A 24,409-nucleotide genomic window follows, 5' to 3' on the forward strand; every position below is an offset into this window, starting at 1 on the left:
TCCTTACGCGCCGTCAGCTGTCGCGGCGAGGTAATCCAGGGTGTCTTCGGGGGAGAGGGCGTGCGCCCGAAGGGCGTCGAAGGCCTCCGTGTAGGCCCGGAGGTCTTCTTTCCGTTCGAGATGGAGGCTACTCGTCAAGTGGTCGAGAACCACCACGTCCAGATCAGAAGTGCTCGAAAATGAGAAGATGACGAAAGGGCCGGTGACGCCGACATGCGCTCCGGCGCTGAACGGCAGTACCTGGAGCCTCACCTGGGGCAGCCGTGCCGCCTCCACGAGCCGTTCCAACTGCCGCGCCATGACGTCGGGCCCGCCCACCTCCCGCCGCAGGACCGCCTCGTCCAGCACCGCGTGGAGCTCCAGCGGAGGCCGGCCGCGCAGCACGTCCTGCCGGGCCAGCCGCACCTCCACCAGGGTGTCCAACCGGCCCTCGTCGGCGCCCTCGACGGCGGCCCGGGTCACCGCCCGCGCGTACGCGGGCGTCTGCAGCAGTCCCGGGACCACGGTCGTCTCCAGCGTCCGCATCGCGGTGGCCTGCGACTCCAGGCTGATGAAGTCCCGGTAGGCGGGCGGCAGTACGCCACGGTAGGCGTGCACCCAGTGATCCCGCCCGCCGCTCTCCACGGAGTCCGCCAACGCCAGTATCAGCTCGCGCAGTTGCTGATCGGTCACGCCGTAGGCGTCGAGCAGTGACCGCACATCGGCCGGTTTCGTACCGCTGGTGCCGGTCTCGATCCGGCTCACCTTCGACTGGTGCCAGCCCACGAGCCGGGCCGCCTCCCCGCTGGTGAGGCCCACGCGGACGCGCAACGCCCGCAGCTCGGCGCCCAGTTTCCGGCGGCGTACCGCGGGACCGTGCTGCATGGGCCTCTCTCCTGCTCCCGAGGAGCCGTCCGCATACGCTCCGCCGTGGCAGAGTTCACCGCATCGGGCGACAGATATATGCGCTTCTCGGTGGATCGCCCCCCGTGACCGGCGCACTGATGGCACTCTGGCGAAACGAACCACCGGTCCGGGACCGTATCGAACCATCCGCGCTGTGTCGGACTCCGGTCCCGTGGGAAAGGGACGACGTCGCCATGGCAGACCATCTGGCAGCATCCGTCACTCTGCCGAGCGATCCCGCTTCGGTGTCCACGGCCCGCGCGTTCGCGCTGAGCACGCTGGGCGAGTGGGGTCTGGCCGCGGAGTCGGAAAGGGCCGACACCATCCGTCTCATCGTCTCCGAACTCGCCACCAACGCCGTGCAGCACACCTTCGGGCAGTCACCCACCTTCACGGTGGACCTCGTGCTCGACCGTGACGAGCGGCTGCGCATCGGGGTGACCGACAGCCACCCGCGCTTCCCCCGACGGCTGCCGGCCGCCGTCCAGCAGGACAACGGCCGGGGCATGGTGATCATCCGCTGGCTGACCGCGGAGTGCGGCGGCGGGCTCCGGGTCCGCCCCACCCGGGAGGGCGGCAAGACCGTCCTGATCGAGCTGCCGTGGACGGCCCCGGTGGAACCGGTGGCGACAGCGGTCCAGCAGGAGCCCTGAGGCTCCCTCCGGCCGCGCGGCGGCCCCATGGGGACCCCGCGGGCCTCCCCGGGCCGCCGCGCGCGGCCCTGGGGGCCTTTCCGGGGGAGCCGGGCCCCGGGGCGGCGGCGGCGCGTCAGGACGCCGTCACCGCCCCAGGAGCTCACTTGACGCGGCCGTACCAGACGCTCTTGGTCCAGATCTTCTGCAGCCGCACCACGTCCCCGGTCTTCGGCGAGTGCCAGATCTTGCCCTTACCGGCGTAGATGCCGACGTGGTAGACGTTCGACCCCGAGTGGAAGAACACGAGGTCACCGGCCTTGCGGTGGCTCGCCGAGATGTGGCGGGTCTTGTTGTACTGCTGGGCCGCCGTACGGGGGAGCTTCTTGCCCGCCTTCTTGTACGAGTACAGGGTGAGGCCGGAGCAGTCGAACCTGCTCGGACCCGTGGCGCCGTACCTGTAAGGGGAACCCTTCTTGGAGGCCGCTACCTGCAGCGCCTTTGTCGCGGCGGTGGCGGCCGCCGCCTCGGAGGCGACACCCGGGACCACGATCGAGCCGCCCACGGCAGCGATGGCGAAGGCCGAGGCCGTACCGGCCCGGGCCATGAGCGACGGGACACGATTGAGCGCAGTCATGCGCAACCCTTCGTCAGCCGCCTGTGAAGGATGACCTGTCGGATTCGGGCTGGCGAAGTTGCCCGGCCGCTGCTGCGGCTTCACCCCAAGGGCTGCTCGGTCCGGCGCCTCCTCGCGGAGCCGACCGTCCCGGCGACCCGTCGTGCTTGGGTCCTCCACTCCTGCCGATGCACTTCTGTCGACCGGTCATCCGGGCGGCGGCAGGACTCGGCGTCCGCCCGGACCGCCCCGCCGCTTGTGGCGGGGGCTTGTCGTCAGACAGGGATCTTGGCGCACCGATGTCCGAAAATCCCAACGCAACCGGGGATTTGTGGGGTTACTCACCACTCACCCGTTCGGGTGGACACCCTGATGGGCGGTCAGGTGTCAAGCCGACGAAATGCCCCCGGACCAGCACAGGAACACTTCGTTCCGGCCGGGGTGCCCTCGATCGCGCAACCGCTGTGGTCTGGAAAAAGCAGCCGCGGGTACGCCGAACAGGGGTACGTCGTTCGGGGCGTTTCGACTCCGGCCCGGACGTCACGCTCTCGGCGAACAACGTCCGGGCCGGACACGTCTGCGTCAACTGTCGGGGAGCGGCGGCAGCGTGACGCGCGCCGTGCGGCGCTCCCCGTCCAGGACGCGCAGCGCCCGCGCGAACGTCGGCGCGTGCAGTTCGCTCTCGCCCCGCTGGTGCATCAGCGTCAGGGCGTCCCGCAGCGCGGTCGCCCGGCCGACCAGGGCCTGGGCGGCACGCAGTCCGCCGTAGGTGTCGCCGTGACGGGCGGGGTTGATCCGGCCGAGCAGGTCGACCACCTCCAGGTAACGGTCGATCACCTCGGCCTCGGCGCGGGTCAGCGCCGGCAGCGGCGGCAGCTCGGGAGGCAGCATCGCCGGCTCACCCCACGCCCGGCGCGGCGCCCGCGGCCCCGCGGTTCGGCACGATCCGGTCCGCCAGCCCGTACGCGACGGCCTGCCGCGCGTCGAGCACGCGGCCCCGTTCCAGGTCGGCGCTCACCTGCTCCGGGCTGCGCCCGGTGTGCCGCACGAGCATCCGCTCCAGGCGGGCACGGGTGCGGGTCAACTCCTCGGCCTGGACCTCGAGGTCACCGGCCCGGCCCTCGACCGGCTCGGGAAGCGCCGGCTGGCGGACGACGACGCGCGCGCCCGGCAGCACGTACCTCTTGCCCGGTGTGCCCGCGGCCAGCAGGACGGCGGCGGCCGGGCCGGCCCGGCCCAGGCAGACGGTCTCCACGTCGCAGGTGACGTACCGGAGCGTGTCGTAGACGGCCGACATCGCGCTGAACGAGCCGCCGGGGGAGTTGAGGTACAGCGAGACGTCCCGGTCCGGGTCCCGGTGCTCCAGGTACATGACCTGCGCCGTCACGTCGTTCGCGGCGGTGTCGTCGACCGGTGTCCCGAGGAGGACGATCCGCTCCTCCAGGAGCTTGGAGTACGGATCCAGGGTCCGGTGCCCGGAGCCCGTGCGTTCGGTGAACTCGGGCAGGGCGTGGCGTGCGGACGGTCGGGTCATGGGAACCCCTCCTTCTGCGTCTGTAAAAAATGTACAGGACGTACGTGACGTTAGAATGGGGGCATGGCCTACGAGATTCCGGTGACGCAAGCCAGGGCTGAACTCGCCGACCTGATCAACCGGGTGGTGTACGGCGGTGAGCGCGTCGTCGTGACGCGGCACGGCAAGCCCCTCGTCGCCCTCGTCTCCGCCTCCGACCTGGAGCGGCTCGACGCGCTCGACGCCCCGGCCGACGAGCAGGTGATCAGCTCGGTCTCCGGGGTGCGCGAGGTCGCGTCCGCTCCCCGGGAACGGCAGCGGTTCGGCATCGCGGCGGAGCACCGGGGACCGAACCCCTCCTGAGACGCGGAGAGGTGGGGGGGGGGGGGGGGCGCGGGGGGGGGGGGGCCCGCCCCCCCCCCCACCTCTCCGCGCGGGCCGGCCGGTGATCAGCCCGCGAGCGCGGGCTCCCGTTCGACGGAGGGCCCGGCGCTCTTCCCGCGTTCCTTCCGCACGTCGCCCAGCAGCACCGCACCGAGACCCAGCGCCGCCCACCAGGTGAGGGTCAGGGCGGGACCGGTCGCGGCGGCGCCGTCGAAGAACGAGACCGAGCGCAGCAGCGTCGTCCCGGCGCCCGGCGGCAGCCACTGGCCGATGACGCCGGCCGGCTCGGGCAGCATCTGCGGGGCCGAGGTCGCGCCCGAGAACGGATTGCCCAGGAACATCACGGTGAAGGCCGCCAGGCCTATCCCCGACGGGCCGATCAGCGCGGCGCACCCGGCCACGGCGGCGCCCACCGCCAGCGTCGACAGGCCGAGGACCGCGGCCTCCGCCCACCAGTCGCCGGTGAGCACCCCCAGCCAGGTGTGCGCGAGCGTCGCCGCGACCACGCCCACCAGGGCGGCGGCGCCGGCCAGCGTCAGCGCCGCGCGGATCCCGCGCAGACCGAGCAGGGTCACCAGCGCGCCCGCGGCGATGCCGGCCAGGGCCAGCGGCAGCACGCTCGCGCCCAGGGCCGCCCCGCGCGGGTCCTCCGCCGGGGCGGCGACGACGTCCACCGTCCGCACCTCGGCGCCCCCGGCGGCGGCCTGACGGGCCACCGTCTGCTGGAGCAGCTGCGCGACGACCGGGCTCGCGGCCGAGGCGGTCAGCAGTTCGGGCCCCTGGGCGGTGACGACCACGGCGCCGTACACGGTCCGGTCCTCGATCGCGGCACGGGCGGTGGCCTCGTCGTCGTAGCGGTGGATCTCGAAGGCGCCCTCGTGCTGCCGGAGCGCCTCCTCCACCTGTGCGGTCGCGGCGGCCGGGCCGGCCACGCCGAGCGGCAGGTCGCGGGGCGCGGTGCGGGCGGCGGGCCAGGCGAAGGCCCACAGGGCGAGGGCCGCGAGCAGCGGCACCAGGACGACGGCCGCGATCGCTCGCCGGGCGGGGCCCTTGCCGGTGAGGGGGTGAGCGGTGGACATGGGGTTCTCCTCCGGGCTCCGGGCCGGCGGGCCGGGGGCCGATAAAAAGAAGGATCGTTCGTTTTTGTTGACTCCACCGTGCGCCGGGAGGCGGTTCCTTGTCAAGAAGGAACGTTCGTTTTAGGTTGAGGTCATGGCACGCGTATCCCAGGCCCACCTCGACGCCCGTCGTCGCCAGATCCTCGACGCCGCCGCGCTCTGCTTCGCCCGCAACGGCTTCCACGCCACGTCCATGCAGGACGTGCTGAAGGAGGCCGACCTCTCGGCCGGGGCGGTGTACCGCTACTTCCGGGGCAAGGACGAGCTGATCGCCGCGATCGTCTCGGAGGTGCTGGACGAGGTCCGCGCGGCCTTCGAGGCGGCGGCCGGGCAGAGCCCGCCCCCGTCGCCCGACGTCCTCGTGGCCGCCGTCCTCGGCCGGACCCTCGCCCTGCGCGAGTCCCTCACCCTCGACGACGGCGTCCCCGCCTTCCCGCGCCTGGTCGTCCAGGTGTGGTCGGAGATCCCGCGCAACGACGAGCTGGGGGCCGTCCTGCGCGAGGGGTACGGCCAGGTCCGGGCCGCGTGGGGGCGGATCGTCGAGGCCTACCAGGACGCCGGGGCGATGCGCCGGGACGTCCCGCCGGACCACGTGGCCCGCACGATGATCGCGGCCGTCCTCGGCTTCATCGCCCAGCAGTCCCTCTTCGGGCCCGCCCCGGTCGACGTCCTCCGGGACGGTCTGCGCGGGTTGATGAGCATGGCGGGCGGCGTGCCCGGGAGCTGAGGGTCACAGCTTGGTTAACGCGCTCGAAACGCGCTCCCACTAGCCTGCCCCTCCACGCCACCAGGGACTTTGCCCCGTGGCCGCGGCGACCGGGCCCCGCACGGTCCGGAGCGAGGATGTGAGGTGGGACGTGCAACTGACCCCGCACGAGCAGGAGAGGCTGCTGATCCACGTGGCGGCCGACGTCGCCGAGAAGCGCCGGGCCCGCGGGCTGAAGCTCAACCACCCCGAGGCCGTCGCGCTCATCACCTCGCACCTCCTCGAGGGCGCGCGTGACGGCCGTACCGTCGCCGAGCTCATGTCCTCCGGGCGCAAGCTGCTCACGCGCGACGACGTGATGGAGGGCGTGCCCGAGATGATCCACGACGTCCAGGTCGAGGCGACCTTCCCGGACGGCACCAAGCTCGTCACCGTCCACGACCCGATCGTCTGACAGGAGCCCCGATGATTCCCGGAGAGATCCTGTTCGCCCCGGGCCCGATCGTCTGCAACGAGGGTCGCGAGGTCACCCGGATCACCGTCCTCAACGCCGCCGACCGGCCCGTCCAGGTCGGCTCCCACTACCACTTCGCCGAGGCCAACCCCGGCCTGGAGTTCGACCGTGCCGCGGCGCGCGGCAAGCGGCTGAACGTCGCCGCCGGCACCGCCGTGCGCTTCGAGCCCGGGATCCCCGTCGGCGTCGAGCTCGTCCCCCTCGCCGGCGCCCGCGTGGTGCCCGGTCTGCGCGGGGAGACCGGAGGTGCCCTCGATGCCTGAGATCTCGCGTGCCGCCTACGTCGACCTGTTCGGGCCGACCACGGGCGACCGCATCCGGCTCGCCGACACCGACCTGGTCGTCGAGATCGAGGAGGATCGTTCCGGCGGCCCCGGACTGGCCGGCGACGAGGCGGTGTTCGGCGGCGGGAAGGTCATCCGCGAGTCCATGGGGCAGTCGCGTGCCACGCGCGCGGAGGGCACGCCCGACACGGTCGTCACCGGCGCCGTGATCATCGACCACTGGGGGATCGTCAAGGCCGACGTCGGCATCCGCGACGGCCGGATCACCGGCATCGGCAAGGCGGGCAACCCGGACACCATGGACGGGGTGGACCCGGACCTGGTGATCGGCCCGGAGACCGAGGTCATCGCCGGCAACGGCCGGATCCTCACCGCCGGCGCCATCGACGCGCACGTCCACTTCATCTGCCCGCAGATCGCCGACGAGGCGCTGTCGGCGGGCGTCACCACGCTGGTCGGCGGCGGCACCGGACCGGCCGAGGGCTCCAAGGCGACGACCGTGACGCCGGGCCCCTGGCACCTCGCCCGCATGCTGGAGGCGATGGAGCAGTACCCGCTCAACATCGGGTTCCTCGGCAAGGGCAACACCGTCTCGCACGAGGCGATGCTCTCCCAGATCCGGGGCGGCGCGCTGGGGCTGAAACTGCACGAGGACTGGGGGTCCACGCCGGCCGTCATCGACGCCTCGCTGACCGTCGCCGACCGGACCGGCATCCAGGTCGCCATCCACACGGACACCCTGAACGAGGCCGGGTTCGTGGGCGACACGCTCGCCGCGATCGCCGGGCGCGGCATCCACGCCTACCACACCGAGGGCGCGGGCGGCGGGCACGCGCCGGACATCATGACCGTCGTCTCCGAGCCGCACGTGCTGCCCAGCTCGACCAACCCGACGCGGCCGTACACGGTGAACACCGCCGAGGAACACCTCGACATGCTCATGGTGTGCCACCACCTCAACCCGGCGGTGCCCGAGGACCTCGCCTTCGCCGAGTCCCGGATCCGTCCCTCGACGATCGGCGCGGAGGACGTCCTGCACGACCTCGGCGCCATCTCGATCATCTCCTCCGACGCGCAGGCCATGGGACGGGTCGGCGAGGTGATCCTGCGGACGTGGCAGACCGCGCACGTGATGAAGCGGCGGCGCGGGCCGCTGCCCGGGGACGGGCGGGCGGACAACCGGCGGGTGCGGCGCTACGTCGCCAAGTACACGATCAACCCGGCGCTCGCGCAGGGCCTGGCCGGACAGGTGGGGTCCGTCGAGACGGGCAAGCTCGCCGACCTCGTGCTGTGGGAGCCGGCGTTCTTCGGCGTCAAACCGCACCTCGTCATCAAGGGCGGGCAGATCGCGTACGCGCAGATGGGCGACGCGAACGCCTCCATCCCCACCCCGCAGCCGATCCTGCCGCGCCCGATGTACGGCGCGATCGGCCGGGCCCCCGCGGCCAACTCGTTCAACTTCGTGGCGCCGCTCGCCCTCGAGGACGGGCTGCCCGAACGGCTCCGGCTGGGCAAGAGGTTCGTCGCCATCGAGTCGACGCGTGGCGTGACCAAGGCGGACATGCGGGAGAACGACGCCCGGCCGCGGGTGGAGGTCGATCCCGACAGCTTCGCCGTGCGGATCGACGGGGAACTCGTCGAGGCGACGCCCGCGGCCGAACTGCCCATGGCACAGCGCTACTTCCTGTTCTGAGGACGCCGACATGACACGGGCAGCACTTCTCGTCCTCGCCGACGGCCGCTTCCCCGCCGGAGGGCACGCGCACTCCGGCGGGGCGGAGGAGGCCGTCAAGGCCGGCCGGATCACCGGTGCGGCGAGCCTGGAGGACTTCTGCCGGGGGCGGCTGCACACGGCGGGGCTGGTGGCGGGGGCGCTGGCCGCCGCGGCCGCGGCCGGAGCCGCTCCGGCGGAGCTCGACGCGGCGGCCGACGCGCGGACGCCGTCCCCCGCGTTGCGCGCTGCCGCGCGGAAACTGGGGCGGCAGCTGACGCGGGCGGCTCGGGCGACCTGGCCGAGCGGCGAACTGGACGCCGTGGCGAGGCGGTTCCCCAAGGGCGCGCATCAGCCGGTGGTGCTGGGGCTGGCGGCCCGCGCGGCCGGGCTCGGGCCGCGGGACGCGGCGTACTGTGCGGCCCACGAGAGCGTGAGCGGGCCGGGGACGGCGGTGGTGCGGCTGTTGGGCCTGGATCCGTTCGAGGCCACGGCGGTGCTGGCGCGGTTGGCGCCGGAGGTGGACCGGGTCGTCGACCGGGCGGTGTCGGCGGGGGTGGCCGTCCTGGCCGACGGCGTCGACGCGCTGCCGGCGGCTTCGGCGCCGTTGCTGGAGGTCGGGGCGGAGGTGCACGCGGGGTGGCCGGTGCGGCTGTTCGCCTCATAGGGAGTGTCGCCCCCGCCGCCCTCACCCTTCCCGCCCCAGGGGCTCCGCCCCTTCGACCCCGCCGGGGGCTCCGCCCCCCGCAGCCCCGATCGGCCCTGAACGGGCCTCGTCCTCGAACTCCCCCGGAGGGGGTGCCCCCAGACGGGCTGGACCGTCCTGGCCGGCGCGTCCTGGCCGGTGGTCGTCAACCGTTGCCGGGCCGGGCGGATCGTCCTGCCGGTGTTCGTCAGTCAGTACCGGGTCTGAAGGAGCCGTACATGCATCTTGACCACTCCCACGACGGAGCCGTCGCCGTCGGTGCCGACGCGCGGCGGCCCGACGGGTCCCGGCGGGCCCTGCGGATCGGGCTCGGCGGACCCGTCGGGTCGGGGAAGACTGCCACCGTGGCGGCGCTCTGCCGGGCGCTGCGGGACGAGGTGTCCCTGGCCGTGGTGACCAACGACATCTACACGCGGGAGGACGCGGAGTTCCTGCTGCGGGAGGCCGTGCTGCCGCCGGAGCGGATCACGGCCGTCGAGACCGGGGCCTGTCCGCACACGGCGATCCGGGACGACATCTCGGCCAACCTCGAAGCGGTGGAGGACCTCGAGGACGAGGCGGGACCGCTCGACCTGATCCTCGTCGAGTCCGGTGGGGACAACCTCACCGCCACCTTCTCCAGGGGACTCGTGGACGCGCAGATCTTCGTGATCGACGTGGCCGGAGGGGACGACATCCCCCGCAAGGGCGGCCCCGGCGTCACCACCGCCGACCTGCTCGTCGTCAACAAGACCGACCTCGCGCCCCACGTGGGCTCCGACCTCGCCCGGATGGCCGCCGACGCCGAGGCGCAGCGCGCCGGACTGCCGGTCGTCTTCCAGTCGCTGCGGGGCGAGAGCGGTGTGACGGACGTCGCCGCCTGGGTGCGGGACCGGCTCGCCGTGTGGGCGGCGTGAGATGAGCGGGGTGCACGCCACCGCGCGGATCCGGGCGCGGGCGGACGGGCGCGGGGGGACCTCGCTGCCCGTGCTCGACAGCGACGGGCCCCTCGCGCTGCGGCGGACCCGCGGCGGCGACGGCGGTGAGGCGCGGGTCGTGCTCGTCGGCGCGATGAGCGGACCCCTCGGCGGCGACCGCTTCGCCGTCGAGGCGGCCGTCGAGAGCGGCGCCCGGCTGCGCCTGACGTCGGCCGCCGCCACCCTCGCCCTGCCCGGACAGCTCAAGGACGAGGCCCGCTACGACGTGCGGATCGACGTCGCCGACGGCGGTGAACTGCACTGGCTGCCCGAACCGTTGATCTCGGCGCAGGGCAGCGACCTGTCCGTCACCACCCGCGTCGGCCTCGGCCCCGGGGCGCGCCTCGTGCTGCGCGAGGAGCAGGTGCTGGGGCGGGCGGGGGAGGAGCCCGGTCGGCTCGGCAGCCGGCTCGTCGTGCGGGTCGGCGAACGCCTGGTGCTGGACCAGGAACTGGCCTGCGGGCCCGGCGCTCCCGGCGGCTGGGACGGGCCCGCCGTCCTCGCGGGACATCGCGCCGTCGGCCAACTGGTGGTCGTACGACCGGAGTTCCGGGACCGTCCGGTGACCCCCCGGGTCCTCGGCGAGACCGCCACGCTCGTGCCGCTCGCCGGGCCCGCCGCCCTGGTGACCGCCCTCGCCCCGGACGGACTGCGGCTGCGACGGCTGTTGGACGAGGCGCTCGCGTCCCTGGCCTGAACCAGCCGCTCATCCGTTCAGCGGTACGGATCTCTCCGGTTATCGGATTGGCAAAGAAGGTCAACGAGCACTGTTCTCAGGGACCTCACAGCAGCAAGGATCCCCGTACCTGTCGTCAACGAGGTACGGGGAGAGCCCACTTGAGGGACATACGACCGAACAGGCGAACGGCGCTCGGCACGGCCGGCGTGCTCGTCACCGCGACGCTGATGGCCGGGGCGGTCGCCGCCCCCACGGCGAGCGCGACCAGCAGCGGACCGGCGCAGGACCGGGAGATGCGGGGCGCCGCGATCGCCGCGGAACGCGCCGCGAAGGCCGGGATCGACTGGCAGGACTGTCCCGCCGACTGGGGCCTGGAGAAGCCGATCCAGTGCGGCTGGGTCACCGTGCCGCTCGACTACGCCAGGCCCGACGGCAAGCAGATCAAGATCGCCGTCGACCGCGTCGGCAACACCGGGACGAAGGGGGAGCGCCAGGGCGCGCTCGTCTACAACCCCGGCGGCCCCGGCGGCTCCGGCCTGCGCTTCCCGCGCCGCGTGACCACCAAGGCCGCCATCTGGGCCGATGTCGCCAAGGCGTACGACTTCGTCGGGTTCGACCCGCGCGGTGTCGGCAAGTCGGCGCCCATCTCCTGCGTCGACCCGCAGGAGTTCGTCAAGGCGCCCAAGGCCGACCCGGTCCCGGGCTCCGAGGCCGACAAGCTGGCGCAGATCAAACTGGCCCGTGAGTACGCCGAGGGCTGCGACGAGCGCAGCGGCGAGATGCTGCCGTACATGACCACGCCGAACACCGTGCGGGACCTGGACGTCATCCGGGCCGCCCTCGGCGAGAAGAAGCTCAACTACCTCGGTGTCTCCTACGGCACCTACATCGGGGCGGTCTACGGCACGCTGTTCCCGGGCCACGTCCGCCGGATGATCGTGGACAGCGTCGTCAACCCGTCCCGCGAGAAGATCTGGTACCAGGCCAACCTCGACCAGGACGTCGCCTTCGAGGGCCGCTGGAAGGACTGGCAGGACTGGGTCGCCGCCAACGACGCCACCTACCACCTCGGCACCACCCGCGACGCCGTCCAGGCCAAGTGGCTGCAGCTGCGCGCCGCCGCCGCGAAGAGCCCCCTCGGCGGGGTCGTCGGCCCGGCCGAGCTGATCTCCTTCTTCCAGAGCGCGCCGTACTACGACTCCGCGTGGGCGTCGACCGCCACCGTCTTCAGCAAGTACGTCGCCGGTGACACCCAGGCGCTGATCGACGCGGCCGCCCCCGACCTGACGGACACCGTCGGCAACGCCGCCTCCGAGAACAGCAACGCCGTCTACACGGCCGTCGAGTGCGCCGACGCCAAGTGGCCCACCAGCTGGCGGACCTGGAACCGGGACAACACCCGGCTGCACCAGGACCACCCGTTCATGACCTGGGCCAACGCCTGGATGAACCTGCCCTGCGCGTTCTGGCCGGCGAAGCAGCAGACCCCGGTGGACGTCAAGAGCCACAAGAACCTGCCGCCGGTGCTGATCGTGCAGTCCGAGCGGGACGCGGCCACCCCCTACGAGGGCGCCGTCGAACTGCACCGGCGTTTCCAGGGCTCCCGCCTGATCACCGAGAAGGACGCCGGCTCCCACGGTGTGACGAACCTGGTCAACTCCTGCGTCAACACGCGGGTGGACTCCTACCTCCTCACCGGTCGGCTCGACGGCGCGGACGTGACCTGCGCCCCGCACGCCACGCCCAAGCCGTAGGCACCGGTACGACGACGAGGGGCGGCCGGATCGCACCGGCCGCCCCTCGGCGCTGTCCGGGGGAACTCAGCTCAGCGGCAGCCGGGGGAACTTGCGCGCCCCCTCCCTGGCCGCCTCCTCCTCCGCCTTGACCACGGCCGCGTACCGGTCGACGTACTCCTGCTCCGACAGCGCCAGGATCGCGTACATGATCTCGTCGGTGACCGCGCGCAGCACCGTCTTCTCGTCCTCCATGCCGGCGTAGCGGGAGAAGTCCAGGGGTTCGCCGAAGCGGATGACGACGGGACGGATGCGGGGGACCACCTTGCCGGGCGGCTGCGCCTCGAAGGTGCCGATCATCGCGCAGGGCACCACCGGCACACCCGCCTTCAGGGCCATCACGGCGACACCGACCTTGCCCTTGTACAGGCGGCCGTCGTGCGAGCGGGTGCCCTCCGGGTAGATGCCCAGCAACTCGTCCTTGCCCAGGACGCCGAGGCCCTCGCGGATCGCGGCCCGGCCGGCCTCCTTGCCGGACCGGTCGACCGGGATCTGCCCGGCACTGCGGAAGAAGGCCGCGGTCAGCCGGCCCTTGATGCCCGGGCCGCTGAAGTACTCCGCCTTGGCCAGGAAGGTGATCCGCCGCTTGAGGACCGCCGGCATCAGGAAGTGGTCCGAGAACGACAGGTGGTTGCCCGCGATGATCGCCGCACCCGACGCCGGCACGTGCTCGAGTCCCTCTATCCGGGGCCGGAACAGCAGTCTCAACAGCGGTCCCAGCACCACGTATTTCAGGAGGTAGTAGAACAAGGGGTCGCTCCTCAGTCCGGAGGATCGGCGGGGCCGCCGTGTTCCGGCAGGTCAACCGGCATGGTGTGGGGTGACAGTGTAGGCGGGGGCGGGTGCGCCCGGAACCCGTCGTGCTGACGGTGCGTCACCCCGCCGGGCGGGCCCCTCACAGCCGCACGACGACGAGCGCGGTGTCGTCGGTCGCGCCCCCGGGCGGCAGCAGCTCCAGCAGGACGGCGTCGGCGAGGGCCTCGGGGTCGGCGTGCCGGTGCCGGACGAGGGAGTCGGCGAGCCGCTCCAGCCCGGTGTCGATGTCCTCGTACCGCCGCTCCACCAGGCCGTCCGTGTACAGCGTGAGGGTGGCCCCGGCGCCGAAGGCGGTGACCGCCTGCGGCCGGGCCCTCGGATCGGGGCGGGCGTCGAGCGGGGGATCGGTGGCCCGGTCCAGGCACTCCACGCGGCCGTCCGCGTGCACCAGCATCGGCGGGGGATGGCCGGCGCTGCTGTAGGTGACGGTGTGGTGGTCGAAGTCGATGAACGTCGTGACCGCCGTGGCCGACTCGGCTCCGTCCACCACGTGGGCGTACCGGCCGAGGACGTCCAGGGCCTGCCCCGGCCCCGCGGCGACCCGGGAGGCGGCGCTCAGCGCGCTGCGCAGCTGGCCCATCACCCCGGCGGCCGCCAGGCCGTGCCCGACGACGTCGCCGACCGACACGCCGATCCGGTGGCCGCCGACGAGGTCCACCAGGTCGTACCAGTCCCCGCAGACGTTGAGCGCGCCGACCGCCGGCCGGTAGCGCACGGCCGCGCTGCGGTGGCGGACCTGCCGGCGAGGAGGCAGCATCGCCTCCTGGAGGGCGAGGGCCACCTCGCGTTCACGGGCGTGGGCCAGGCGCAGACGCTCGTTGAGCTCCTGGAGTTCCCGCGCGCGGGTGTACAGCTCGGCCTCCAGCACCCGGGGCCGGCCTCCCGGCGGGTCCTCCGGCCGGCCGCCCCCGCGGCCGTGGCGGGCCCGGATCAGCTCGGTGACCTCCTCGACGCGGTGCACCAGCAGCACCACCGAGCCGTCCGGCCCGAGCACCGGCGCGTTGACCGGGCTCCAGTAGCGCTCCTCCCACTGTCCGGGCCGCTCGGACAACTCGACGTCGTAGTGCTGGAGGGCCATGACGTCGCGCTCTCCGGTGGCCAGCACCCGCCGGAGGGAGGCCTCCAGGTTGCGCACGCCGCCGGCGGAGGGGTTGTCCGGGTTGTCGGGGAAGACGTCGAAGAGGTGGCGTCCGATCACCTGCTCGCGGGTGCGGCCGGCCACGTGCAGGAAATCCTCGTTGGCGTCCGCGTAGACCAGGTCGGGGGTCAGGAGGGCGACCATGCCGGGGAGGGTCCGGAACACCGCCGCGTAGTCGATCGCCGTGTCGTTCATGACCCTTGCACCGCCCGACCCTCGCCCCGTCCGACCCGTTCCCGGTGGCCCGGAACGCGGGTGGCCCGGAACCGCGCGGTGTCGGCGCCCCGACGGCACGACGCCCCGGCGCGCCGGCACCGATGTCCCGGCATATCGATAAACCCATGTGTCGATATTGAGGCATTTTCTCATGGAATGTGACCGGGGGAGGGGGCCGTGTCACACTCCGGAGCCCGTGCGCGGCCGCCCGGCCCGGACGATCTCCCCTCCGGCGGGCGGCGGGCGGCGGGCGGCGGGCGCCCCGCCGCGGCCCCGGACGGTGAACCGCGACGCGGACGGGCGGGCGGGCCGCGACAGGGGGCTACGACAGGACGCCCTCCAGGACCCCGAGCGCCGAGCGGAGCTCCTCCGCGGTGATCGTCAGCGGCGGGGCCAGGCGGATCGTCGAGCCGTGGGTGTCCTTGACCAGGACGCCTTCCCGCATGAGGCGCTCGCTCACCTCGCGGCCGGTGCCGAGGGCCGGGTCGACGTCGACGCCGGCCCACAGGCCCCGCGAGCGGAAGCCGACGACGCCCCTGCCGACCAGGGCGGTCAGGCCGTCGCGCAGGACGACGCCCAGCTCGGCCGCCCGCTGCTGGAACTCGCCCGTCTCCAGGAGCTCCACCACCGCCGTGCCGACCGCCGCCGCCAGCGGGTTCCCGCCGAACGTCGACCCGTGCTCCCCGGGCCGCAGCACCGACAGCACCTCCCGCCGGGCGACGACCGCCGACACCGGCACGATGCCGCCGCCCAGCGCCTTCCCCAGCAGCAGCACGTCGGGCACGACCCCCTCGTGCTCCACGGCCAGCGTGCGGCCCGTGCGGCCGAGCCCCGACTGGATCTCGTCCGCGACGAAGAGGCAGCCGGCCCGGCGGGTCAGCTCGCGCACGCCCGCCAGGTAGCCGTCGTCGGGGATGAGGACACCCGCCTCGCCCTGGATCGGCTCGATCAGCACCGCGGCCGTCGTCTCGTCGACCGCCGCCTCGAGCGCCGCGAGGTCGTTGTACGGCACGATCCGGAAGCCCGGCGTGAACGGGCCGAAGCCCTGCCGCGCCGTCTCGTCCGTCGAGAAGCTCACGATCGTCGTCGTACGGCCGTGGAAGTTGTCCGCCGCCACCACGACGGTCGCCCGGTCGGCCGGGACGCCCTTCACCTCGTACGCCCACTTGCGGGCCACCTTGATGCCGCTCTCGACCGCCTCCGCGCCCGTGTTCATCGGCAGCACCATGTCCAGCCCCGTCAACTCCGCGAGCCGCTCGGCGAATCCGGCGAGGCGGTCGTTGTGGAAGGCGCGGGAGGTCAGGGTGAGGCGGTCCAGCTGGGCGTGGGCCGCCTCGATCAGCGCGGGGTGGCGGTGGCCGAAGTTGAGGGCCGAGTAGCCGGCCAGCATGTCGAGGTAGCGACGGCCCTCGACGTCCTCCACCCAGGCGCCCTCGGCGCGGGCGACGACCACGGGCAGCGGGTGGTAGTTGTGCGCGAGCACGGGCTCCTCGGCCCGGATCAGATCGGCGGAGGCACGCGTACGGGCGGGTGCGGTCATGGACGGATCTCCTGGGTGCAGCACTTGATGCCACCGCCGGCCTTCTGGAACTCGGACAGGTCGACGGGGACGGGGACATAGCCGCGCTCGGCCAGACGGGCGGCGAGCGCCTCCGCCCGGGGCGCGATGAAGACGTGACGGCCGTCGGAGACGGAGTTGAGGCCGAACGCCATCGCGTCCTCGCGGGTCGCGACCACCGCGTCCGGGTACAGGCGCGCCAGCACCGCCCGGCTGCCCGGCGAGAAGGCCTCCGGGTAGTAGGCGATGTTCTCGTCGTCCAGGACGAACAGCGCCGTGTCCAGGTGGTAGAAGCGCGAGTCCACCAGCGTCAGGCTGATCACCGGGTGGCCGAAGAACTCCTGCACCTCGCGGTGCGCCTCCCGCGTCGTGCGGAACCCGGTGCCGGCCAGCATGTACCGGCCCGTCCACACCAGGTCGCCCTCGCCCTCGCAGACGGAGTCGGGCCGGTGGACGTCGTAGCCCGCCGTCGTGAACCAGGTGTCGTAGTGCACGGACTCGGGGCGCCGCTCGGGCGCGTGGAAGAGGGAGCCGAAGACGCGGCCGTCCACGACGACCGCGGAGTTCGCGGCGAAGACCATGTCGGGCAGGCCCGGAGCCGGCTCCACGGCGTCCACGGCGTGGCCGTGGGCGCGGTACGCGCGGATCAGCGACTGCCACTGCTCGTGCGCGAGGTCGACGTCGACGGGGGTGTCGGGGTGCATCCAGGGATTGATGGCGTACTGCACGGCGAAGTGTCTGGGTTCACAGACCAGGAAGCGCCGGGAGCGCGGCACACGACTGAAGGACACAGAGGGGTTCCTCCGCTTTTCCTGCGGTGTCGACTTGGGGTTGACACCACGGTAGGAAGCGACGGTACGCCCGACAAGCAATCATCGCTGCGCGTCCACGCAGGATCACTGCGTGATGCACCCGCTCAGCGCACGTCTGCTGCGTCGTCCGGAGCCACCTGGGTGGCGCCGGCCTCCGGGCTCTCCGGCAGCAGGTGCGACAGCACCATCACGCTGATCGTCTTCCGGATGAACGGCTCGACGCGGATCCGCTCCAGCACCTCCTCGAAGTGCTCCACGTCCCGCGCCCGCACGTGCAGCAGCGCGTCCGCGCCCCCCGTCACCGTCATCGCCGCGGTGATTTCCGGATGGTTGCGCACGACCTCCGCGAGCCGCCGCGGCGGCGCCGCGCCCTCGCAGTACACCTCCACGTACGCCTCCGTGCGCCAGCCCAGCGCCGACGGCTTCACCGTGGCCGTGAACCCGGTGATCACCCCGCTGTCCCGCAGCCGGTCCACCCGGCGCTTGACCGCCGTCGCCGACAGCCCGACCGCCGCACCGATCTCGGCGAAGCTCGTGCGGGCGTTCGTCATCAGCGCGGTGAGGATCTTGCGGTCGAGTTCGTCGAACGGCGGCGGTGTGCTGTTCATGGGCGGCACTGTATCCAGCGGATACGTCCACCCCCGGCACGTGCCCAGCCGTCCGGATCGCCCCTACACTCCACGTTCATGCTGCGCGCCCTCGCCGTCGACGACGAACGCCCCTCCCTGGAGGAGCTGCTGTACCTGCTCACCGCGGATCCCCGGATCGGGAGCGTGGAGGGCGCCGGTGACGCGACCGAGGCCCTGCGCCGGATCAACCGCGCCCTGGCGTCCGGCCCCGACGGCCCGGACGCCGTCGACGTCGTCTTCCTCGACATCCAGATGCCCGGCCTCGACGGCCTCGACCTGGCCCGGCTGCTCACCGGCTTCGCCCGCCCGCCGCTGGTCGTCTTCGTCACCGCCCACGAGGACTTCGCCGTCCAGGCCTTCGACCTGAAGGCCGTCGACTACGTCCTCAAACCCGTCCGCAAGGAACGCCTCGCCGAGGCCGTCCGCCGCGCCGCCGAGCTGCGCGGGGCCGCCCCGCGCATCCCCGTGCACGAGCCCGACCCCGACCACATACCCGTCGAACTCGGCGGGGTGACCCGGTTCGTCGCCGTCGACGACATCACCCACGTCGAGGCCCGGGGCGACTACGCCCGGCTGCACACCGACCGCGGCAGCCACCTCGTGCGGATCCCGCTGTCCACCCTGGAGGACCGCTGGCGCGCCCGCGGCTTCGTCCGCATCCACCGCCGCCACCTCGTCGCCCTGCGCCACATAGGCGAACTCCGCCTGGACGCGGGCACGGTCAGCGTGCTGGTCGGCGGCGAGGAGCTCCAGGTCAGCCGCCGCCACGCCCGTGAACTGCGGGACCTGCTGATGAGGAGGCCGTAGCCGTGCCGCAGGATCCCGCCGAGCGGCGCGTGGTCGTCACCGCCCCGCCCCGCCGCACCCTCCCCCACGCCCGGCTCCGCTCGCGCGGGCGGTACCCCCACGCCCCGGACCACCACCGCCCGCGCACCGAGATCGACGAGCAGACCACTCTCGGCCACACCTACGTCCGCTCCCTGATGCGGACCCAGCTGCGCGCCGCGCTCACCGTCTTCGCGGTCCTCGCCCTCCTGATCGGACCGTTGCCCCTGCTGTTCACGGCGCTGCCCGGCGCCCGCCGCCTGGAGTGGGCGGTCCTCGGCTTCGGCCTCTACGTCCCGCTGGTCCTGCTCGCCCGCTGGTACGTCCGCCGCGCCGAACGCAACGAACGCGACCTGGTGCGCCTGGTCGAGGACCGATGAACTCCGCGTACGCCGTCCCCGCCGTCGCCCTCGTGGTCGTGGCGACCGTCCTCGTCGGCGCCTTCGGCCTGCGCATCTCCCGCACGACGTCCGACTTCTACGTCGCCTCCCGCACCGTCGGCCCCCGCCTCAACGCGGCCGCCATCAGCGGCGAGTACCTCTCCGCCGCCTCCTTCCTCGGCATCGCCGGCCTGGTCCTCGTCCAGGGCCCCGACATGCTCTGGTACCCGGTCGGCTACACCGCCGGATACCTGGTGCTGCTGCTGTTCGTCGCCGCCCCGCTGCGCCGCTCCGGCGCCTACACCCTCCCCGACTTCGCCGAGGCCCGCCTCGCCTCCCCGGCGGTGCGGCGGCTCGCGGGCGCCTTCGTCGTCGGCGTCGGCTGGCTCTACCTGCTGCCCCAGCTGCAGGGCGCGGGACTGACGCTGACGGTCCTCACCGGCGCGCCCGAGACCCTCGGCGGACTGATCGTCGCCGTCGTCGTCACCGCGACCGTCGCCGCGGGCGGCATGCGCAGCATCACCTTCGTGCAGGCCTTCCAGTACTGGCTCAAACTCACCGCGCTCCTCGTCCCCGCCCTCTTCCTGGCCCTCGCCTGGCAGGGCGACGGCGCCCCCCGGCAGGCCTTCGAGGAACCGCCCGCCTTCCGCGAGCAGCGCTCCGTACGGGTCGACGACACCCTCGACCTCGGACTGGACCGGCCCCTGACCGTCACCGTGAGCGGCACGGTCGACGGCCGTGCGCACGACGGCGCGCGGCTGCGCCTCACCGCCGGCACCCACCGCATCGCGCAGGGCACCCGGCTGACCTTCCCGCAGGGCACCGCCGTCCCCGTCGCCGAGCGCGGCGGCAACAGCGGCATGTCCACCTCCCTCGCCGCCGGCCGCGAGGAACGCCCGCTGTACGCCACCTACGGGCTGATCCTCGCCACCTTCCTCGGCACCATGGGCCTGCCGCACGTCGTCGTCCGCTTCTACACCAGCCCGCACGGCGTCGCCGCCCGCCGCACCACCGTCGTCGTCCTCGCCCTGATCGGCGGCTTCTACCTGCTCCCGCCCCTCTACGGCGCCCTCGGCCGCCTCTACGCCCCCGAACTCGCCCTCACCGGCGACGCCGACGCCGCCGTCCTGCTCCTGCCCGACCGGATGATCGGCGGCCTCGGCGGAGACCTGCTCGGCGCGCTGGTCGCCGGGGGCGCCTTCGCCGCGTTCCTGTCCACGGCGTCGGGGCTGACGATGGCCGTGGCGGGCGTGCTCACCCAGGACGTGCTGCCCTCCCGGGGCGTACGCCACTTCCGGCTGGGCACCGGCCTGGCCATGACCGTGCCGCTTGCGGCGAGCGTGCTGGTGGGCGGGCTGCCGGTGGCCGACGCCGTCGGCCTCGCCTTCGCCGTCTCCGCGTCGTCGTTCTGCCCGCTGCTCGTCCTCGGCATCTGGTGGCGGCGGCTCACCCCGCCCGGGGCCGCGGCCGGGATGCTCGTGGGCGGCGGCTCGGCGTTCGCCGCGGTCGCCGCGACCATGGCCGGCCTCCCCGTGACGGGCACACCGCACGCCCTGCTCGCCTGGCCCGCCCTGTGGTCGGTGCCGCTGGGCTTCCTCACCATGGTCCTGGTGTCCCTGGCGACCCCGGGCCGGGTCCCGGCCGGGACGGCGGCGATCCTGGCCCGCTTCCACCTCCCCGAGGAGCTGAGGACGGCGGAGGTGAAGGCATGAGCGGCTTCCTGGCGGGCCTGTGCATCGCGATCCTCCCCTTCCTCGCCCTCGGCTTCTGGCTGGGCCGGCGCACCGCCCGCCCCGAGACCCTCGGCGGCCTCGGCACCCCCGTCGAGCACGCCACCTTCCAGACCCTGCACACCGCCACCCTCGCCGCGCCCCCGCTGCGGGCCGGCCTCACCGAGGAGACGGCCCGCAAGTCGGCCCGCCGGCTGCGCACCCTCCTCGGCACCGACGCCCTGTGCCTGACCGACCACCAGCGGGTCCTCGTCTGGGACGGGGTGGGCGCGCACCACCGCACCGAGATCATGGCCCGGCTCTCCGGCCCGCTGGACACCGGCCGCGGCGAGGCCTTCCCGCTCACCTGCGACGCCCCCGACTGCCCCGTCCGCTGGGCCGTGGTCGCGCCGCTCACCGTCGACGACCGGGTGCACGGCGTCCTCGTCGCCTGCGCGCCCCGGGAGTCCGCCGTCCTCGTCCGGGCGGCCGGGGAGGTGGCCCGCTGGGTCAGCGTCCAGCTGGAGCTGGCCGACCTCGACCGGTCCCGCACCCGTCTGATCGAGGCCGAGATCAAGGCCCTGCGCGCCCAGATCTCCCCGCACTTCATCTTCAACTCGCTCGCGGTGATCGCGTCGTTCGTCCGCACCGACCCCGAACGGGCCCGCGAGCTGCTCCTGGAGTTCGCCGACTTCACCCGCTACTCGTTCCGCCGGCACGGCGACTTCACCACCCTCGCCGACGAACTCCACGCCATCGACCACTACCTGGCGCTCGTCCGGGCCCGCTTCGGCGACCGGCTCTCCGTGACCCTCCAGATCGCCCCGGAGGTCCTCCCGGTCACCCTGCCGTTCCTCTGCCTGCAGCCCCTCGTCGAGAACGCCGTCAAGCACGGGCTGGAGGGCAAGGCCGACAAGTGCCACATCCGGATCACCGCCCAGGACACGGGCGCCGAGGCGCTCGTCGTCATCGAGGACGACGGCGCCGGCATGGATCCGGAGCTGCTGCGCCGCATCCTGGCGGGCGAGGTCAGCCCGTCGGGCGGCATCGGCCTGTCCAACGTCGACGACCGGCTCCGCCAGGTGTACGGCGACGACTACGGCCTCGTCATCGAGACCGCCCCGGGCGCGGGCATGAAGATCACCGCCCGGCTGCCGAAGTACCAGCCGGGAGTCCACTCGGGAGCCCTCCTCGCGCCCGAGTAGGCCTCGCGCCCGAGGAGGCCTCGCGCCCGAGGAGGCCTCGCGCCCGAGTAGGCCTCGCGCCCGAGTAGGCCTCGGGCGCGGCGAGCCCTCCGGGCGCGCGGGGCCTCAGGTCGTGCGCATCATGACCATCGCGAGCGTGATCAGCCCGAGCACGACCCAGCCGAACCACAGCCAGCCGTTGCTGCCGAGCGCCACCGTGTAGGCCGTCACCGCCACGAGCCCGCCGAGGGTGAGCACCCCCATGGTCTTCGTGGAACCGTCCGTGGAACCGGGCATCGCGACACCCTCCTCCGGCACACCCTCCTCAGGATGCGTCCCCCACCATGGTGCCCCCATTCCGCCTCCGTACCGCGCGGACGGCGTAACGGGTTGCGGACTTCCGGGCTCCGCCGCCGGTCCGGCGGCGGGACTTTGGCCCGGGCCCCGCCCGGGTCGTCGACGTCGGCGGAGGCGGAGGCGGACCGCGGCAGCCCGCGGGGCGCGGACACGACGCAGACGCCGGGGGAAGGCCCCCGGCGTCTGCGTCAGCCCTGGCGTGCGTTCAGCGAGGCCAGATAGGCGTTGTACGCCTCGAGCTCCTTGTCGCCGTCCCGGTCGGCGGCCCGGTCCTTGCGCCTGGCCTGCCGCTTCTCGGAGCCGTACCACTGGAACAGCAGCGCTATCAGCACCAGCACCGACGGGATCTCACTGAAGGCCCAGGCGATGCCGCCGGCCGCGTTCTGGTCGGAGAGCGCGTCGATGCCCAGGGAGGCGGGCGGGTTCCGGAACGACTCCACCATCGGCGTCGACGCCATCATCAGCGCGATGCCGAAGAACGCGTGGAAGGGCATGCCCGCGAACAGCTCCAGCATCCGCATCAGGTGGCCGGGCCGGTGCGGCCCCGGGTCCACCCCGATGATCGGCCAGAAGAACACCACGCCGACGGCGAGGAAGTGCACCATCATCGCGACGTGCCCCGTCCTGGAGCCCATCAGGAAGTCGAACAGCGGGGTGAAGTACAGCGCGTACAGGCTCGCGATGAACAGCGGGATGGTGAACACGGGGTGGGTGATGACGCGCATGTACCGGCTGTGCAGCAGCATCAGCAGCAGCTCGCGCGGGCCCCTGCGGCCCCTGCCCGCCGTCGGCAGCGCCCGCAGGGCCAGCGTGACCGGGGCGCCGAGCAGGATCAGGATCGGCGACAGCATGCTGATCACCATGTGCTGCACCATGTGCACGCTGAACATGACCATCCCGTAGTCGTTCAGCCTGGTGCACATCATCAGCGCCACGGTCAGCACGCCGGCCGCGTACGACACGGTCCGCGCCACCGGCCAGTCGTCCCCGCGCCGCCGCAGCCGCACGACGGCCCACCCGTACAGGGCCAGCCCCACCAGACAGGCGACGAGGAAGAACGGGTCCGCCGACCACTGAAGACCTCGCCCCAGCGTGAACGGCGGCAGATCCATGGTCGTGCCGTGCCCGCTGTGATCCATTCCGCCCGCTCCTGATTCGTGGGGGGTTGTGCGTTTTACCGCCCCCAGACTAGAGCGGCCCCCGGCGATCTTCGTCACCGGGGGCCGTGGGGGCAGGACCGCTTCGCTACAGGACGGTCTCCGCCTCCGCGTAGCGCTCCTCGGGCACGGTCTTCAGCGTCTCGACGGCCTCGGCCAGGGGCACCGTCACGATGTCCGTGCCCCGCAGGGCCGTCATCCTGCCGAACTCGCCCCGGTGCACGGCCTCCACGGCGTGCCACCCGAAGCGGGTCGCCAGCACCCGGTCGTACGCGGTCGGCGTACCGCCCCGCTGCACGTGCCCGAGGATGACCGGACGGGCTTCCTTCCCGAGCCGCGACTCCAGCTCCAGGGACAGCTGGCGGGCGATGCCGGCGAACCGCTCGTGCCCGTAGACGTCCTTGCCGCCCTCGTCGAAGGCCATGGTGCCGGGCGCCGGCTTGGCACCCTCCGCCGCGACGACGATGGCGAACCGCTTGCCCGCCTCGAACCGCTCACCGACCCGCCGCGCCAGCTCCTCGATGTCGAAGGGCCGCTCGGGGACGACGATGGCGTGGGCGCCGGCCGCCATGCCGGAGTGCAGCGCTATCCAGCCGGTGTGGCGGCCCATGACCTCCACGACGAGGACCCGCTGGTGGGACTCGGCGGTGGTCTTGAGCCGGTCGAGGGCCTCCGTCGCGACACCGACGGCCGTGTCGAAGCCGAAGGTGACGTCCGTGACGGCGATGTCGTTGTCGATGGTCTTCGGCACGCCCACCACGGGCAGGCCGCTGTCCGACATCAGCCGGGCCGCCTTGAGCGTGCCCTCACCGCCGATCGGGATGATCGCGTCGAGGCCGAGTTCCTCGACGTGGCCCTTGGCCCGCTCCACACCGTCCCGCAGGTGCGAGGGCTGGACGCGGGAGGAGCCGAGGATCGTGCCGCCGCGGGCGAGGATGCCGCCCACCGCGTCGAGGTCGAGCTTGAGGTAGTCGCACTCCAGGAGGCCCTTCCAGCCGTCCCGGAAGCCGATGACCTCGTCGCCGTGGTCGACGACGGCACGGTGCACGACGGACCGGATGACGGCGTTCAGGCCGGGGCAGTCGCCGCCGGACGTGAGGACACCAATGCGCATAGCCCGAAACAACCTTC

Annotated in this window: 27 protein-coding genes and 1 riboswitch; of the genes, 14 read left to right on the plus strand and 13 right to left on the minus strand. The window is 73.1% G+C overall.

What is annotated here, in order from left to right; all coding sequences use genetic code 11:
- Positions 1-3 precede the first annotated feature (3 nt).
- Positions 4-864: a helix-turn-helix domain-containing protein gene (locus ACH4F6_RS27355; protein WP_397962992.1), complete on the minus strand. Its 861-nt coding sequence runs from the start codon at positions 862-864 to the stop codon at positions 4-6.
- Positions 865-1,079: 215 nt separating this feature from the next.
- On the opposite strand from ACH4F6_RS27355, the gene ACH4F6_RS27360 reads away from it, so the two are divergent.
- The gene (locus ACH4F6_RS27360) at positions 1,080-1,538 is read left to right on the plus strand and encodes an ATP-binding protein (protein ID WP_397962993.1); all 459 of its coding nucleotides are present in this window, start codon (positions 1,080-1,082) and stop codon (positions 1,536-1,538) included.
- A 142-nt stretch (positions 1,539-1,680) separates the two neighbouring features.
- On the opposite strand, the gene ACH4F6_RS27365 is transcribed toward ACH4F6_RS27360, so the two are convergent.
- From ACH4F6_RS27365 to ACH4F6_RS27375, 3 genes are all read right to left on the minus strand, one after another.
- A complete protein-coding gene (locus tag ACH4F6_RS27365; RefSeq protein ID WP_397962994.1) occupies positions 1,681-2,154 on the minus strand; it encodes a C40 family peptidase in 474 nt (157 codons plus the stop codon).
- A 3-nt stretch (positions 2,155-2,157) separates the two neighbouring features.
- Positions 2,158-2,336, minus strand: a riboswitch (cyclic di-AMP (ydaO/yuaA leader).
- Positions 2,337-2,715: 379 nt separating this feature from the next.
- Positions 2,716-3,024: a hypothetical protein gene (locus ACH4F6_RS27370; protein ID WP_397962995.1), complete on the minus strand. Its 309-nt coding sequence runs from the start codon at positions 3,022-3,024 to the stop codon at positions 2,716-2,718.
- Positions 3,025-3,031: 7 nt separating this feature from the next.
- Positions 3,032-3,667, minus strand: coding sequence for an ATP-dependent Clp protease proteolytic subunit (locus ACH4F6_RS27375; RefSeq protein ID WP_397962996.1), 636 nt, complete (start codon positions 3,665-3,667; stop codon positions 3,032-3,034).
- A gap of 63 nt (positions 3,668-3,730) precedes the next feature.
- On the opposite strand from ACH4F6_RS27375, the gene ACH4F6_RS27380 reads away from it, so the two are divergent.
- On the plus strand, positions 3,731-4,009 hold the full coding sequence (locus tag ACH4F6_RS27380) for a type II toxin-antitoxin system Phd/YefM family antitoxin (protein ID WP_397962997.1): 279 nt from the start codon (positions 3,731-3,733) through the stop codon (positions 4,007-4,009).
- A gap of 86 nt (positions 4,010-4,095) precedes the next feature.
- On the opposite strand, the gene ACH4F6_RS27385 is transcribed toward ACH4F6_RS27380, so the two are convergent.
- Positions 4,096-5,109 (minus strand): ABC transporter permease, encoded by a 1,014-nt coding sequence (locus ACH4F6_RS27385; protein ID WP_397962998.1) that lies wholly within the window; start codon positions 5,107-5,109, stop codon positions 4,096-4,098.
- Positions 5,110-5,242: 133 nt separating this feature from the next.
- Between ACH4F6_RS27385 and ACH4F6_RS27390 the strand changes: the two genes are divergently transcribed.
- The 8 genes from ACH4F6_RS27390 (at position 5,243) to ACH4F6_RS27425 (ending at position 12,458) form a co-directional block, all read left to right on the plus strand.
- Positions 5,243-5,875, plus strand: a complete 633-nt coding sequence (locus ACH4F6_RS27390) for a TetR/AcrR family transcriptional regulator (RefSeq protein WP_397962999.1) — start codon at positions 5,243-5,245, stop codon at positions 5,873-5,875.
- A gap of 130 nt (positions 5,876-6,005) precedes the next feature.
- Complete coding sequence (locus tag ACH4F6_RS27395; RefSeq protein WP_397963000.1) at positions 6,006-6,308, plus strand: urease subunit gamma; 303 nt, start codon at positions 6,006-6,008, stop codon at positions 6,306-6,308.
- Between the two features lie 11 nt (positions 6,309-6,319).
- Positions 6,320-6,631 carry an urease subunit beta gene (locus tag ACH4F6_RS27400; RefSeq protein WP_397963001.1) on the plus strand — a complete coding sequence of 104 codons (312 nt, stop codon included), beginning with the start codon at positions 6,320-6,322 and terminating at the stop codon, positions 6,629-6,631.
- Entirely contained in the window at positions 6,624-8,345 is a 1,722-nt protein-coding gene (locus tag ACH4F6_RS27405; RefSeq protein WP_397963002.1) for an urease subunit alpha, read from the plus strand. Before ACH4F6_RS27400 ends, ACH4F6_RS27405 begins: the two co-directional genes overlap by 8 nt.
- A gap of 10 nt (positions 8,346-8,355) precedes the next feature.
- Positions 8,356-9,030 (plus strand): urease accessory protein UreF, encoded by a 675-nt coding sequence (locus ACH4F6_RS27410; protein WP_397963003.1) that lies wholly within the window; start codon positions 8,356-8,358, stop codon positions 9,028-9,030.
- A gap of 257 nt (positions 9,031-9,287) precedes the next feature.
- A complete protein-coding gene (ureG, locus tag ACH4F6_RS27415; RefSeq protein ID WP_397963004.1) occupies positions 9,288-9,965 on the plus strand; it encodes an urease accessory protein UreG in 678 nt (225 codons plus the stop codon).
- 1 nt (position 9,966) lies between these two features.
- Entirely contained in the window at positions 9,967-10,722 is a 756-nt protein-coding gene (locus tag ACH4F6_RS27420; RefSeq protein WP_397963005.1) for an urease accessory protein UreD, read from the plus strand.
- A gap of 209 nt (positions 10,723-10,931) precedes the next feature.
- A complete protein-coding gene (locus tag ACH4F6_RS27425; protein WP_397963125.1) occupies positions 10,932-12,458 on the plus strand; it encodes an alpha/beta hydrolase in 1,527 nt (508 codons plus the stop codon).
- A 66-nt stretch (positions 12,459-12,524) separates the two neighbouring features.
- Here ACH4F6_RS27425 and ACH4F6_RS27430 read toward each other — a convergent pair whose 3' ends face one another.
- The 5 genes from ACH4F6_RS27430 to ACH4F6_RS27450 form a co-directional block, all read right to left on the minus strand.
- The gene (locus ACH4F6_RS27430) at positions 12,525-13,247 is read right to left on the minus strand and encodes a lysophospholipid acyltransferase family protein (protein ID WP_397963006.1); all 723 of its coding nucleotides are present in this window, start codon (positions 13,245-13,247) and stop codon (positions 12,525-12,527) included.
- 145 nt (positions 13,248-13,392) lie between these two features.
- Positions 13,393-14,646: a PP2C family protein-serine/threonine phosphatase gene (locus ACH4F6_RS27435; protein ID WP_397963007.1), complete on the minus strand. Its 1,254-nt coding sequence runs from the start codon at positions 14,644-14,646 to the stop codon at positions 13,393-13,395.
- A gap of 343 nt (positions 14,647-14,989) precedes the next feature.
- Positions 14,990-16,207 (minus strand): ornithine--oxo-acid transaminase, encoded by a 1,218-nt coding sequence (gene rocD, locus ACH4F6_RS27440; RefSeq protein ID WP_397963008.1) that lies wholly within the window; start codon positions 16,205-16,207, stop codon positions 14,990-14,992.
- Positions 16,204-17,016 carry a dimethylargininase gene (gene ddaH, locus ACH4F6_RS27445; protein WP_397963009.1) on the minus strand — a complete coding sequence of 271 codons (813 nt, stop codon included), beginning with the start codon at positions 17,014-17,016 and terminating at the stop codon, positions 16,204-16,206. The genes rocD and ddaH overlap by 4 nt, the downstream gene beginning before the upstream one ends.
- 125 nt (positions 17,017-17,141) lie before the next feature.
- Entirely contained in the window at positions 17,142-17,645 is a 504-nt protein-coding gene (locus ACH4F6_RS27450) for an Lrp/AsnC family transcriptional regulator (protein WP_397963010.1), read from the minus strand.
- A gap of 78 nt (positions 17,646-17,723) precedes the next feature.
- Between ACH4F6_RS27450 and ACH4F6_RS27455 the strand changes: the two genes are divergently transcribed.
- Genes ACH4F6_RS27455 through ACH4F6_RS27470 form a run of 4 tightly spaced genes read left to right on the plus strand, consistent with a single transcriptional unit; the run spans position 17,724 to position 21,785 of the window.
- The gene (locus ACH4F6_RS27455) at positions 17,724-18,473 is read left to right on the plus strand and encodes a LytR/AlgR family response regulator transcription factor (RefSeq protein WP_397963011.1); all 750 of its coding nucleotides are present in this window, start codon (positions 17,724-17,726) and stop codon (positions 18,471-18,473) included.
- A gap of 2 nt (positions 18,474-18,475) precedes the next feature.
- Positions 18,476-18,871: a hypothetical protein gene (locus tag ACH4F6_RS27460; protein ID WP_397963012.1), complete on the plus strand. Its 396-nt coding sequence runs from the start codon at positions 18,476-18,478 to the stop codon at positions 18,869-18,871.
- Positions 18,868-20,583: a cation acetate symporter gene (locus ACH4F6_RS27465; protein ID WP_397963013.1), complete on the plus strand. Its 1,716-nt coding sequence runs from the start codon at positions 18,868-18,870 to the stop codon at positions 20,581-20,583. The genes ACH4F6_RS27460 and ACH4F6_RS27465 overlap by 4 nt, the downstream gene beginning before the upstream one ends.
- Positions 20,580-21,785: a sensor histidine kinase gene (locus ACH4F6_RS27470; protein ID WP_397963014.1), complete on the plus strand. Its 1,206-nt coding sequence runs from the start codon at positions 20,580-20,582 to the stop codon at positions 21,783-21,785. Before ACH4F6_RS27465 ends, ACH4F6_RS27470 begins: the two co-directional genes overlap by 4 nt.
- 105 nt (positions 21,786-21,890) lie before the next feature.
- Here the strand turns inward: ACH4F6_RS27470 and ACH4F6_RS27475 are convergent, their stop codons facing one another.
- From ACH4F6_RS27475 to ACH4F6_RS27485, 3 genes are all read right to left on the minus strand, one after another.
- Positions 21,891-22,061: a hypothetical protein gene (locus tag ACH4F6_RS27475; protein ID WP_397963015.1), complete on the minus strand. Its 171-nt coding sequence runs from the start codon at positions 22,059-22,061 to the stop codon at positions 21,891-21,893.
- A gap of 248 nt (positions 22,062-22,309) precedes the next feature.
- Entirely contained in the window at positions 22,310-23,260 is a 951-nt protein-coding gene (locus tag ACH4F6_RS27480) for a cytochrome c oxidase assembly protein (protein ID WP_397963016.1), read from the minus strand.
- A gap of 106 nt (positions 23,261-23,366) precedes the next feature.
- Positions 23,367-24,392, minus strand: a complete 1,026-nt coding sequence (locus ACH4F6_RS27485; RefSeq protein WP_397963017.1) for a 6-phosphofructokinase — start codon at positions 24,390-24,392, stop codon at positions 23,367-23,369.
- Positions 24,393-24,409 lie beyond the last annotated feature (17 nt).

Origin of the sequence: Streptomyces sp. NPDC017936, assembly GCF_044328485.1 — a bacterium.
In the GTDB taxonomy this organism is placed as follows: Bacteria; Actinomycetota; Actinomycetes; order Streptomycetales; family Streptomycetaceae; genus Streptomyces.

Bases quoted from the DNA above. Each gene is read 5' to 3' on its own strand.
- ACH4F6_RS27355 (WP_397962992.1), bottom strand. From the start codon at position 864: ATGCAGCACGGTCCCGCGGTACGCCGCCGGAAACTGGGCGCCGAGCTG.
- ACH4F6_RS27360 (WP_397962993.1), top strand. From the start codon at position 1,080: ATGGCAGACCATCTGGCAGCATCCGTCACTCTGCCGAGCGATCCCGCT.
- ACH4F6_RS27365 (WP_397962994.1), bottom strand. From the start codon at position 2,154: ATGACTGCGCTCAATCGTGTCCCGTCGCTCATGGCCCGGGCCGGTACG.
- ACH4F6_RS27370 (WP_397962995.1), bottom strand. From the start codon at position 3,024: ATGCTGCCTCCCGAGCTGCCGCCGCTGCCGGCGCTGACCCGCGCCGAG.
- ACH4F6_RS27375 (WP_397962996.1), bottom strand. From the start codon at position 3,667: ATGACCCGACCGTCCGCACGCCACGCCCTGCCCGAGTTCACCGAACGC.
- ACH4F6_RS27380 (WP_397962997.1), top strand. From the start codon at position 3,731: ATGGCCTACGAGATTCCGGTGACGCAAGCCAGGGCTGAACTCGCCGAC.
- ACH4F6_RS27385 (WP_397962998.1), bottom strand. From the start codon at position 5,109: ATGTCCACCGCTCACCCCCTCACCGGCAAGGGCCCCGCCCGGCGAGCG.
- ACH4F6_RS27390 (WP_397962999.1), top strand. From the start codon at position 5,243: ATGGCACGCGTATCCCAGGCCCACCTCGACGCCCGTCGTCGCCAGATC.
- ACH4F6_RS27400 (WP_397963001.1), top strand. From the start codon at position 6,320: ATGATTCCCGGAGAGATCCTGTTCGCCCCGGGCCCGATCGTCTGCAAC.
- ACH4F6_RS27405 (WP_397963002.1), top strand. From the start codon at position 6,624: ATGCCTGAGATCTCGCGTGCCGCCTACGTCGACCTGTTCGGGCCGACC.
- ACH4F6_RS27410 (WP_397963003.1), top strand. From the start codon at position 8,356: ATGACACGGGCAGCACTTCTCGTCCTCGCCGACGGCCGCTTCCCCGCC.
- ureG (WP_397963004.1), top strand. From the start codon at position 9,288: ATGCATCTTGACCACTCCCACGACGGAGCCGTCGCCGTCGGTGCCGAC.
- ACH4F6_RS27420 (WP_397963005.1), top strand. From the start codon at position 9,967: ATGAGCGGGGTGCACGCCACCGCGCGGATCCGGGCGCGGGCGGACGGG.
- ACH4F6_RS27425 (WP_397963125.1), top strand. From the start codon at position 10,932: ATGGCCGGGGCGGTCGCCGCCCCCACGGCGAGCGCGACCAGCAGCGGA.
- ACH4F6_RS27435 (WP_397963007.1), bottom strand. From the start codon at position 14,646: ATGAACGACACGGCGATCGACTACGCGGCGGTGTTCCGGACCCTCCCC.
- rocD (WP_397963008.1), bottom strand. From the start codon at position 16,207: ATGACCGCACCCGCCCGTACGCGTGCCTCCGCCGATCTGATCCGGGCC.
- ACH4F6_RS27450 (WP_397963010.1), bottom strand. From the start codon at position 17,645: ATGAACAGCACACCGCCGCCGTTCGACGAACTCGACCGCAAGATCCTC.
- ACH4F6_RS27455 (WP_397963011.1), top strand. From the start codon at position 17,724: ATGCTGCGCGCCCTCGCCGTCGACGACGAACGCCCCTCCCTGGAGGAG.
- ACH4F6_RS27465 (WP_397963013.1), top strand. From the start codon at position 18,868: ATGAACTCCGCGTACGCCGTCCCCGCCGTCGCCCTCGTGGTCGTGGCG.
- ACH4F6_RS27470 (WP_397963014.1), top strand. From the start codon at position 20,580: ATGAGCGGCTTCCTGGCGGGCCTGTGCATCGCGATCCTCCCCTTCCTC.
- ACH4F6_RS27475 (WP_397963015.1), bottom strand. From the start codon at position 22,061: ATGCCCGGTTCCACGGACGGTTCCACGAAGACCATGGGGGTGCTCACC.
- ACH4F6_RS27480 (WP_397963016.1), bottom strand. From the start codon at position 23,260: ATGGATCACAGCGGGCACGGCACGACCATGGATCTGCCGCCGTTCACG.
- ACH4F6_RS27485 (WP_397963017.1), bottom strand. From the start codon at position 24,392: ATGCGCATTGGTGTCCTCACGTCCGGCGGCGACTGCCCCGGCCTGAAC.